Below are 9,543 nucleotides of genomic sequence, written 5' to 3' on the forward strand. Positions count from 1 at the left end.
CCGGCTCCGCCCGCGGCCCGCGCGGGGGGGCCGCCCGCCCCCCCCCCCCCCCGCCCGGGGGGGGGGGGGGGGCGCGGGCCCCCCCCCCCCCCCCCCCCCCCGCCCGCCCCGACCCGCGCGATCCCAGCCTGTGGCCCCAGCGCGAGGCGCTCAAGTCGGCGCTGCAGTACCCGGCGCTGGCCGGCCCGGTGTTCGACACCCTGACCGTCGAGAGTTTCACCCACCCGGGCTACGCGGCGGTCCGCGTGGCCATCGAGGCGGCCGGCGGCACCTCGACCGGCGTCACCGGGGCGGAGTGGATCGACATGGTCCGGCAGAAGACCACATCGGCCCTGACCGCGGGCCTGATCAGCGAGCTCGGCGTGGAGACCGTCCAGGTCGACGAGGAGAAGCTGCCGCGCTACATCGCCGGGGTGCTGGCCCGTCTGCAGGCGGTCTGGATGGGCAGGCAGATCGCCGACGTGAAGTCCCGGTTGCAGCGCATGTCACCCATCGAGCAGGGCGACGAATACCACGCCCTGTTCGGCGACCTGGTCGCCCTGGAGGCCTACCGACGCAGCCTGCTGGAACAGGCTAGCGGCGACGATCAGACGGAGTGAGCGCCTCGTCATCCCCCCGCTGTACCCCCCGCTCCACGATGGCGGTCTCGGCGTCGATCTCGGCCAGCGTGACGAACCCGGCGTCGGGTGAGATGCGGTTGGCGACCTTGCGCCGTCCGCCCTCGATCATCGACCTGACCACGGGACTGCCGGTCAGCGCGCGATACGTGCCGGTGATCTGTTCGTAGCGACGGCGTCCGGCCTTCGTGCCCAGCACGTAACCCAGGCCGAGTACCACGGCATACCGGATCAAAGCGTTCCTCCCGACGACGTACGGACTTCTCCATCCTGCCTCACCCGGTGGGGTGCCCGCGCGGCCGATCTCCCTCGCGGCGCACCCACGGATCGGTCCCTCTGGTTGGGTGCGGGGATGCCAGTACGCTAGAGTCGTCCCGCGGTCAGTCCCCTGTAGCTCAACTGGCAGAGCATTCGGCTGTTAACCGAACGGTTGGAGGTTCGAGTCCTCCCGGGGGAGCAACGCTTCTGCTAGTCGTAGGCCGCCGTCCAGACGGTGTCGGCGATGGCCTGCCGGACGTCGTCATGTGTCCTGCGGGCGACCCCGTCGTCGACGGCCGCGCGGTAGACGGCCTCGGCAACCGCCGCGGAGATGGCGCGCAGGTTCTTGACGTCGGGCAGCAGCGAATCGCCCGGATCTGTCGGACACGCCTGGTGTACAAGGGCTCCCGCCGCGGCCTGCAGCATCTTCGTGGTGACCAGCCTGGCTCCGGCGACGATGATGCCCAGCCCGATTCCCGGGAACACCAACACGTTGTTGGCCTGCCCGATGGTGGAGGTGGTGCCGTCGTATTCGACGGGCGACACCGCAGTTCCGGTGGCCAGCAGGGCGCGGCCCTGCGACCACTCGAGCACGTCGCCCGGCATGGCCTCCATGCGGGAGGTGGGGTTGGACAGCGGGAAGACCATCGGGCGCTCGCACGACGCCGTCATCGCCTCGACGACCTCGCGGGTGAACGCCCCCGACACCGCCGAGCAGCCCAGCAGCAGGGTGGGTGACGCGAGTTTGATCGCGTCCACCAGGCCCACCCGCTCGCCCGCGGCCACACCCAGCTCGCGCCGGTTCTTGGCGTAGGGCCGCTGGAAATCCCGCAGGTCGTCCATGTCGTCGAACAGCAGGCCCTGCTTGTCGATCGGCCAGATCTGCGACCTGGCCTCCTCGACCGTGGCGCCGTCGGCCACGATCGCGTCCCGGATCTGGTCGGCGACGCCGATCCCGGCCGTCCCGGCCCCGAAGACGATCGTCTTCTGGTCGCGCATCCGGGTCCCGGTGACGCGGCACCCCCCGTGCACGGCCGCCACGACGACCGCGCCGGTTCCCTGGATGTCGTCGTTGAACACGCAGTACTGGTCGCCGTAGGTCTGCAGGATGCCGCGCGCGTTCAACGGCCCGAAGTCCTCGAAATGCAGGATCGCGTTCGGGAACAGGCGGTGCGCGGTCTCGATGTAGCGCTTGACGAAACCGTCGTATTCGGCGCCGCGGCGCCGGGGATGACGGTTGCCCAGGTAGAACGGGTCGGCCAGCAGCTGTTCGTTGTCGGTGCCGACGTCCAGCGAAACCGCCAGGCAGCGGCGGGGGTCGATGCCGCCGCCGGCGGTGTACAGCGCCAGCTTGCCCACGGCGATCTGGATGCCCCCGACACCCCAGTCGCCGATGCCCAGGATCGCCTCGGCGTCGGTGCACACGATCAGGTCGACGTCTTCGGGTCCCAGGCCGAAGGTGCCGAACGCCTCCTCGATCTCATCCGGTTCGTCGATGCTGAGGAAAAGTCCCCGCTGACCGCGGTATTCGTCGGAGAAGCGCTGGATGGCCTCGCCGACCGTGGGGGTGTAGACCACCGGCATCAGCTCGGGCAGGTGGTCTTCGAGAACCTTGAAATACAGCACTTCGTGGCGGTAATGCAGCTGCTCCAGCAGCAGATTTCGGCCCAAATCCGTTGCCAGGCTTTGCACTTGCTGCCACACCCGATCGGCTTGCTGGTCGAGCGTGAGCACCGCCGAGGGCAGCCGGCCGGTCAGCCCCAACTGTCGCCGCTGCTCGTGGGTGAAGCCGACCCCGCGGTTCAGGCTCGGCGCGGACAGCGCCACCGGGACAGCCGGCGTGCAGGGATCGCTCATGACATCCTCCGTCCGTGGTCTGCCGCCCCGGCCCACGGTAACGCCGATCGCGGTGGTCCGCCCTACGGCGACCCGGACGGCGATCTAGATGGAGAAATCCTCGCCGTGCCAGATCCCGGCTTCGGGCGGCCGGATGACACGCCCGCTCTGCTGCCCGTCGCTCAACGCCTCCAGCTTGGCGACCCGGGTCAGCAGGGATTGCAGGCTGACACCGACGAGGTCCGGCATCATCGAGTCGTCCGGGCTGCCCCGGCCCGGGCGACTGATCACCTGCCCGGGCACCCCGACGACCACCGCGCTGGACGGGACGGGCTTGACCACCACGGCGTTGGCGCCGATGCGGCTGTCGTCGCCGATCTTGATCGCGCCCAGGATCTTGGCCCCGGCGCCGATGGTCACGCGGTCGCCGATGGTGGGGTGGCGTTTGCCGGTGTCGGCGCCGCTGCCGCCGAGGGTGACGCCGTGGTACATCGTGACGTCGTCGCCCACCTCGGCCGTCTCCCCGATCACCACACCGGTCGCGTGGTCGATGAACAACCCGGAGCCCAGATGGGCACCCGGGTGGATGTCGACGCCGGTCAGTATGCGGGTCAGCTCGGCCAACGCCCGCGCCGTCACCCGCGCGCCGCGGTTCCACAGCCAGTGGCTGATCCGGTGACCCCAGATGGCATGCACGCCGGGGTAGGCGACGATCACCTCGAGCGTCGTCGGCGCGGCCGGGTCCCGCTCGCGGGCGGCCCGGATGTCGTTGCGCAGGGCAGCGAGCATGGCTAGTCCGCCAGATCGGCGAACAACGGTGTGCTCAGATACCGTTCGCCGAAGCTCGGGAGCACCACGACGACAAGCTTGCCGGCGTTCTCGGGCCGGCGGGCCACCTGCACGGCGGCCGCCACGGCCGCGCCCGAGGAGATGCCGGCGAGCAGCCCCTCTTCGCGTGCCAGGCGCCGGGCCATGGTGAACGAGTCTTCGTCGCCGACGGTGACCACTTCGTCGATCAGGTCCATGTCCAGCACCGGCGGGACGAAGCCGGCGCCGATGCCCTGGATCGGGTGCGGCCCCTTCTGCCCGCCGGACAGCACCGGTGACGCGGCCGGCTCCACCGCGATGATCTGCGCCGACGGCTTGCGCTCCTTGATGGCCTGGGCCACGCCGGTGATGGTGCCGCCGGTGCCCACCCCGGCCACGAAGATGTCGACTTTGCCCTCGGTGTCACGCCAGATCTCCTCCCCGGTGGTGGCGCGGTGGACGGCCGGGTTGGCGGGGTTCTCGAACTGCTGCGGCACGAAATACCGCTGGTCGGTCTTGGCGAGTTCCTCGGCCTTGGCGATGGCGCCCGCCATGCCGTCGGCGCCGGGCGTCAGCACGAGTTCGGCGCCGTAGGCGCGCAGCAGAATCCGCCGCTCGACGCTCATCGTCTCGGGCATCGTCAGCACGCACCGGTAGCCCCGCGCGGCGCACACCATCGCCAGTGCGATGCCGGTGTTGCCGCTCGTCGGTTCGAGGATGATCGTGTCGGGTTTGATCAGGCCCGCCCGCTCGGCCGCGTCGATCATGGCCACGCCGATGCGGTCCTTGACGCTGTTCGCCGGGTTGAAGAACTCCAGCTTGGCCACGACGTCGGCGCCGGCGCCCTCGCCGACCCGGCGCAGCCGCACCAAGGGCGTGCCCCCCACCAACTGCGTGATGTCCTCGGCGATGCTTCTCATGTGTCCTCCTCGAGGGTGTTCGGGACACGTCGGCCAAACCCTTGGTGAGATCCGTGAAATGCGGTCATCGTGCTCGGTCTTCCTGGAGTGTGACGCGCGTCCTGGTGTCGCCCCGGCGTACGCGTGGTACCGCGCCGTCTCCGGCGCCGGACGCAAACAACAGTTGAGCGTCGAAAGGCGTCAGGAAATCAACAACAGCGACAACAACAGTCCACGGCGGGGCGGCGCGTAAGGGCGAAGCGCGGCTGTCTGGCCTGTTGCATAGCCCCACTATAGGACACCTGTGCTGTTCGCTGGTCCGGCTCATCCGCGCCTCTACCTCGTCCCGAAGCTCGACCATCGCCTACGGGTCTCAACCGGATGGACCGCCGGTCAATTCCGCGCGGGGCGCGCTTCGTCCACGAGACGTGGCGCTGGTGGCGCTCAGCCTCCGGCGGCGGGCGGTGTTCGCGCGAGCCGGTCGTCCCGGACCAGGGGGCAGTCGTTGCCGCGGGCGCACGGCCGGGGCCCGCCGTCGAACCGGCGCGCGAGCCGGGGGTCGCGCCGGCGCTGCAGGTGCTGCAGGTACACCGTGTCCCGCTGGTTGCGGGAGAACACGAAATCCAGGTTGACGGGCAGCCCCGCCCAGTCGACCTGCTCGTGGGCCGTGTCGCGGGCGGCGCCGAGTCGCAGCCGGCACTGCGGCGGACAGACGTATTCGGGGGTCCCTTCGGACCCGGCATAGTCCCGAGTCACGCTTGCTGCACTCCTCTGACCCGCACAATCTGACAGACCCGCACAATCTGTAAGGGAATGGTGCGCTGTAAGGGAATGGTGCGACGCAGATGTTTCGGCGGCGGGTGCGCGACGTTTCGGTCGCATTACGCGTCTCACGCGGCGCGCGATGGTGTCAGTAGACGTCGCGGTGGTAGCGCTTGTCGGCGCTCAGCGAGCGCACGTAGGCCCGGGCGGCGTCGCGGTCGAGCCCGCCGTGCTCGGCCGCGATGTCGCACAGCGCGCGGTCGACGTCCTTGGCCATCGGGTCGGCGTTCCCGCAGACGTACACCTGTGCGCCGTCCTGCAGCCAGCGCCACACCTGGGCGCCGCGGCGCCGCATCAGATGCTGCACGTAGACCTTCTCGCGCTGATCGCGGGAGAAGGCCAGGTCCAGCTCGGTGAGGAATCCGTCGGCACGCATCGCCTCGATCTCGTCGCGGTAGTAGAAGTCGGTGGCGGCGTGGCGTTCACCGAAGAACAGCCAGTTGGGTCCGGTGTGGCCCAGCGCGCGACGCTCCTGCAGAAAGCCGCGGAAGGGGGCGATCCCGGTTCCGGGACCGATCATGATCATCGGCGTCCGGGGATCGGCCGGGGTCCGGAAATTGCTGGACGGCCGCACGTACAGTGCGATCTGGTCGCCCGGCGAGCGCTCCGCCAGGTAGGTCGAGCACACGCCGTGGCGCGGCACCCCCTGGAAGTTGTACCGCACGGGCGAGACCGTCAGGTGAACCTCTCGGGGACTTTCCTTGGGGCTGGACGAGATCGAATACAGCCGCGGCTGAAGCGGTTTGAGCGCGGCCAGCCATTCCTCGACGGAGGCGGTGACGGGGAACTGGGCGAGCAGGTCGACCGATTGCCGTCCCCAGGCCCAATCACCGAGCGCGCGCTTGTTCTCCGGCTTCATCAGCTCGGCCAGGCCCGTGTCGCGGGTGTGTTGCTGCACGAAGCGCAGCAGGTCCGGGCTGATGTGAGCGATCTCGAGACGCTCGGACAGCGCCGACCGCAGGGACATCACACCGTGACCGACGATCTCGACGGGGGCCTCGTCGTCCAGCCCGGACAGAGAGAGCCATTCGTCGACCAGGCGGGCGCTGTTGCGCGGCCACACGCCGAGCGCGTCGCCGGCCTCGTAGCTGAGCGATTTCTCGGGCAGGTGGAACACCAGCTGCCGCACGTCTTTTGCCGAGCTTGGCCGGCTGAGGGTGATGTTGCGGGCCATGTCGGTGATCAGCGGATGCTTCTTGCTGTAGGCCGGTGCCGCGGACCGCATGCCGGGTCGCGTCGCCGGCGTCGAGGAGGCGGCCGGTGGCGTGGACGCTTCGCCGTCCGGTGCTGCCGAGCGGCCCAGCGTGGTGATGACCCGCCTCAACCAGCCGGCCGCCGCGTCGTCGTAGTCGGGCTCGCAGTCGACCCGGTCGATCAACCGGGTCGCCCCCAGCACGGCGAGCCTTTCATCGAGTTTGCGCCCGTGAGCGCAGAAGTCGTCGTAGTTGGAGTCGCCCAGCGCGAGCACGGCATAGCGGGTCCCGGTGAGCGTCGGCGCACCGTCGGCCGTCAGCGCCCGCCAGAATGCGGCGCCGTTGTCGGGGGGATCGCCGTCGCCGGTGGTGCTGGTGATCAGCAGCAGTTCCCGCGTGCCCGGCAACTCGGCCACCGGGAAGTCGTCCATGCCGTGCAACGCGACCGGCAGCCGCGCGGCGCGCAACTGCGCGGCGACGTCGGCGGCCAGTTCCTCGGCGTTGCCCGTCTGGGAGGCCCACAACACCACGACCGCCGCATCGCCGGACGCGCCGGTCACCGGTTTCCCGACGGCCAGTTCCCTGCGTGGCCGGGGCGTCTCCGCGCGCGCGAACAGGCCCGCGAGCAAACCGTCCACCCAGAGCCTGGTGCTTTGGTCCAACGGTGCGCTGACGGGCACGGTGGGCACCCCGGGCGCGCGCTGGGCGGCTTCCGAGCGCAGGCCGACCAGCATCCCCGCCAGGTAGGAGCGGGCGGATTCGTCGAACTCCGGCACGGGTTGGGTTGGCAACCCCAGCAGTTCGGCCAAAAGCTCGAGCCGCGCCCCGCCGGAGTCCCGCGGTTCGGTGGGCGCCGTGGCGGCGGGGTCCGCGTGGGAGACGGCGACCCGGGTCAACGACACCGCGCAGGCCTTGAATTCCGGTTGGTGTGAGACGGGGTCGACCGCGTCGTTGGTGACGGCGTTGATCGACAGGTACTCGCCGAACGCGTCGTTCCAGTGGAACGGTGCAAAGCAGTTGCCGGGGCGCACGCGGTCGGTGACCACGGCCGCCAGCACGGCACGCCCGCGCCGCGAGGCGATTTCGACCGGGTCGTCCTCGACGATGCCCAGCCGGGCGGCGTCGTCGGGATGGATCTCGACGAACGGCCCGGGGTTGAGCCGGTTGAGCTTGGCGACCTTGCCGGTTTTGGTCATGGTGTGCCATTGGTGCGGCAGGCGTCCGGTGTTGAGGACGAACGGGAAGTCGCCGTCGGGCATTTCCTCGGGCGGCAGGTGGGGGCGGGCGAAGAAGACCGCACGCCCGCTCGGGGTCGGGAAGGCGAGCCGGGGCACGGTCCCGTCCGCGCGGATCAGCCTCGTCTGGCTGACGCCGTCGTTGACGTAGCGGATCGGGCTGCGGCCGCCGGTGGCCCCGGGTGGGCACGGCCACTGCAGCGGCCCCCGGCGCAGCAGGTCGTAACTTGATCCCCGCAGGTCGTATCCCGTTGCGGGATTCCAGAATTGCTTGATCTCCTCGAAAACTTCCCCGGCGGATTCGTAGCTGAAGGCATCCGAATACCCCATCGCACAGGCGATCCGGGCGATGATCTGCCAGTCCGGCAGAGCCTGGCCCGGCGCCTTGACGGCCGGCTGGAACAGTGTCAGATTGCGTTCGGAGTTGACCATCACCCCTTCGGATTCCGTCCACAGGGCAGCCGGCAGCAACACGTCGGCGTATTCGTTGGTTTCGGTGTCGAGGAAGGCGTCCTGGCCGATGACCAGCTCCGCCTCTTCCAGACCCTCCAGTACGGTCTTCCGATTCGCCACGGAAGCAGTCGGATTGGTGCAGATGATCCAGCACGCTTTGATCCGGCCTTCGGCCATCCGCGAGAACAGGTCGACGGTGCCGGTGCCGGCCTCGGCGCGCAGCGTCCCGCGGGGGATGCCCCAGCGGTCCTCCACGAAGGCACGGTCGTCGGCCGAGCCCACCGAACGCTGGCCCGGCAGACCCGGCCCCATATAACCCATTTCGCGTCCGCCCATCGCGTTGGGCTGGCCGGTGAGCGAGAAGGGGCCGCTGCCCGGCCGGCAGATCGCGCCGGTCGCCAGGTGCAGGTTGCAGACGGCGTTGGTGTTCCAGGTGCCGTGGGTGCTCTGGTTGAGTCCCATTGTCCAGCAACTCATCCAGTTCGCCGACTCACCGATCCAGCGGGCGGCGGTGTGGAGGTCTGCGACGGCCAGGCCGGTGATCCCGCTCACGGTCTCGGGGGTGTACTGCCGCAGGAAGCCGGGCATCTGTTCCCAGCCCTCTGTGAAATCGGCGATGAATTCGGTTTCGGTGTAACCGTTCTCGACGATCAGGTGCAGCAGGCCGTTGAGGAGTGCGAGGTCGGTGCCGGGGTTGATCTGCAGGAACAGGTCGGCTTTCTGGGCGGTCGCGGTGCGGCGCGGGTCGACGACGATCAGTTTGGCACCGGACTTGACGCGATTCATCATGCGCAGGAACAGGATCGGGTGGCAGTCGGCCATGTTCGCGCCGATGACGAAGAAGACGTCGGCTCGGTCGAAGTCCTCGTAGGAGCCCGGCGGGCCGTCCGCGCCGAGGGACAGCTTGTAGCCGGAACTCGCGCTGGCCATGCACAGTCGCGAGTTCGACTCGATCTGGTTGGTGCCGATGAAGCCCTTGGCCAGCTTGTTGGCCAGGTACTGCGCCTCGAGGGACATCTGTCCCGACACGTAGAGGGCGAAGGCGTCCGGACCGTGCTGGTCGACGATCTCGCGTAACCCCTTGCCGCAGCGGGCGATCGCGTCGTCGATGTCGATCGGCTCGGCGGGTGCGCCGCGGTCGGTCCGCAGGTGCGCCGTTCCCATCCGGCCCGGCGCGGCGAGCAGGTCCGCGGTGGTCGTGCCCTTGGTGCACAGCCGGCCGAAGTTCGCCGGATGTTGTTTGTTGCCAGTCGACTTCACGACGTGATGGCGGTCGATTTTCGCGTCTGTTGTGACCTGCAACACCATGCCGCAGCCGACGCCGCAATAGCCGCACACGGTGTTCACCAGAGCAGTGTTCACCAGAGCAGTGTTCACCAGAGCAGTGTTCACCGGCGTGGTATCGGGCTCCACGGGGTGGGCG

At 69.4% G+C, this 9,543-nt stretch carries 6 protein-coding genes, 1 tRNA gene and 1 pseudogene; 2 read left to right on the forward strand and 6 right to left on the reverse strand.

The window, feature by feature from the left end:
- A pseudogene (locus FPZ47_RS24605) lies at window positions 1–599 on the forward strand (DNA primase); the annotation flags it as partial.
- Here FPZ47_RS24605 and FPZ47_RS24610 read toward each other — a convergent pair.
- Window positions 574–852: a hypothetical protein gene (locus FPZ47_RS24610; RefSeq protein ID WP_144955490.1), complete on the reverse strand. Its 279-nt coding sequence runs from the start codon at window positions 850–852 to the stop codon at window positions 574–576. The pseudogene FPZ47_RS24605 and the gene FPZ47_RS24610 sit on opposite strands and share 26 nt — an antisense overlap.
- A gap of 149 nt (window positions 853–1,001) precedes the next feature.
- Here FPZ47_RS24610 and FPZ47_RS24615 point away from each other — a divergent pair.
- A tRNA-Asn gene (locus FPZ47_RS24615) sits at window positions 1,002–1,074 on the forward strand.
- 11 nt (window positions 1,075–1,085) lie between these two features.
- Here the strand turns inward: FPZ47_RS24615 and FPZ47_RS24620 are convergent.
- From FPZ47_RS24620 to FPZ47_RS24640, 5 genes are all read right to left on the reverse strand, one after another.
- The gene (locus FPZ47_RS24620) at window positions 1,086–2,732 is read right to left on the reverse strand and encodes an NAD-dependent malic enzyme (RefSeq protein WP_144955487.1); all 1,647 of its coding nucleotides are present in this window, start codon (window positions 2,730–2,732) and stop codon (window positions 1,086–1,088) included.
- Window positions 2,733–2,816: 84 nt separating this feature from the next.
- Entirely contained in the window at window positions 2,817–3,500 is a 684-nt protein-coding gene (cysE, locus tag FPZ47_RS24625) for a serine O-acetyltransferase (protein ID WP_144955484.1), read from the reverse strand.
- Window positions 3,501–3,502: 2 nt separating this feature from the next.
- Window positions 3,503–4,438 carry a cysteine synthase A gene (gene cysK, locus FPZ47_RS24630; protein ID WP_144955481.1) on the reverse strand — a complete coding sequence of 312 codons (936 nt, stop codon included), beginning with the start codon at window positions 4,436–4,438 and terminating at the stop codon, window positions 3,503–3,505.
- Window positions 4,439–4,861: 423 nt separating this feature from the next.
- Entirely contained in the window at window positions 4,862–5,173 is a 312-nt protein-coding gene (locus FPZ47_RS24635; RefSeq protein WP_144955478.1) for a hypothetical protein, read from the reverse strand.
- 154 nt (window positions 5,174–5,327) lie between these two features.
- Window positions 5,328–9,428, reverse strand: a complete 4,101-nt coding sequence (locus FPZ47_RS24640) for a bifunctional nitrate reductase/sulfite reductase flavoprotein subunit alpha (RefSeq protein WP_246133549.1) — start codon at window positions 9,426–9,428, stop codon at window positions 5,328–5,330.
- Window positions 9,429–9,543 lie beyond the last annotated feature (115 nt).

This window comes from Mycobacterium helveticum, assembly GCF_007714205.1.
In the GTDB taxonomy this organism is placed as follows: Bacteria; Actinomycetota; Actinomycetes; order Mycobacteriales; family Mycobacteriaceae; genus Mycobacterium; species Mycobacterium helveticum.

Coding starts and splice junctions, on each gene's coding strand:
- cysK (WP_144955481.1), bottom strand. CDS start 4,438: ATGAGAAGCATCGCCGAGGACATCACGCAGTTGGTGGGGGGCACGCCC.
- cysE (WP_144955484.1), bottom strand. CDS start 3,500: ATGCTCGCTGCCCTGCGCAACGACATCCGGGCCGCCCGCGAGCGGGAC.
- FPZ47_RS24640 (WP_246133549.1), bottom strand. CDS start 9,428: ATGGTGTTGCAGGTCACAACAGACGCGAAAATCGACCGCCATCACGTC.
- FPZ47_RS24620 (WP_144955487.1), bottom strand. CDS start 2,732: ATGAGCGATCCCTGCACGCCGGCTGTCCCGGTGGCGCTGTCCGCGCCG.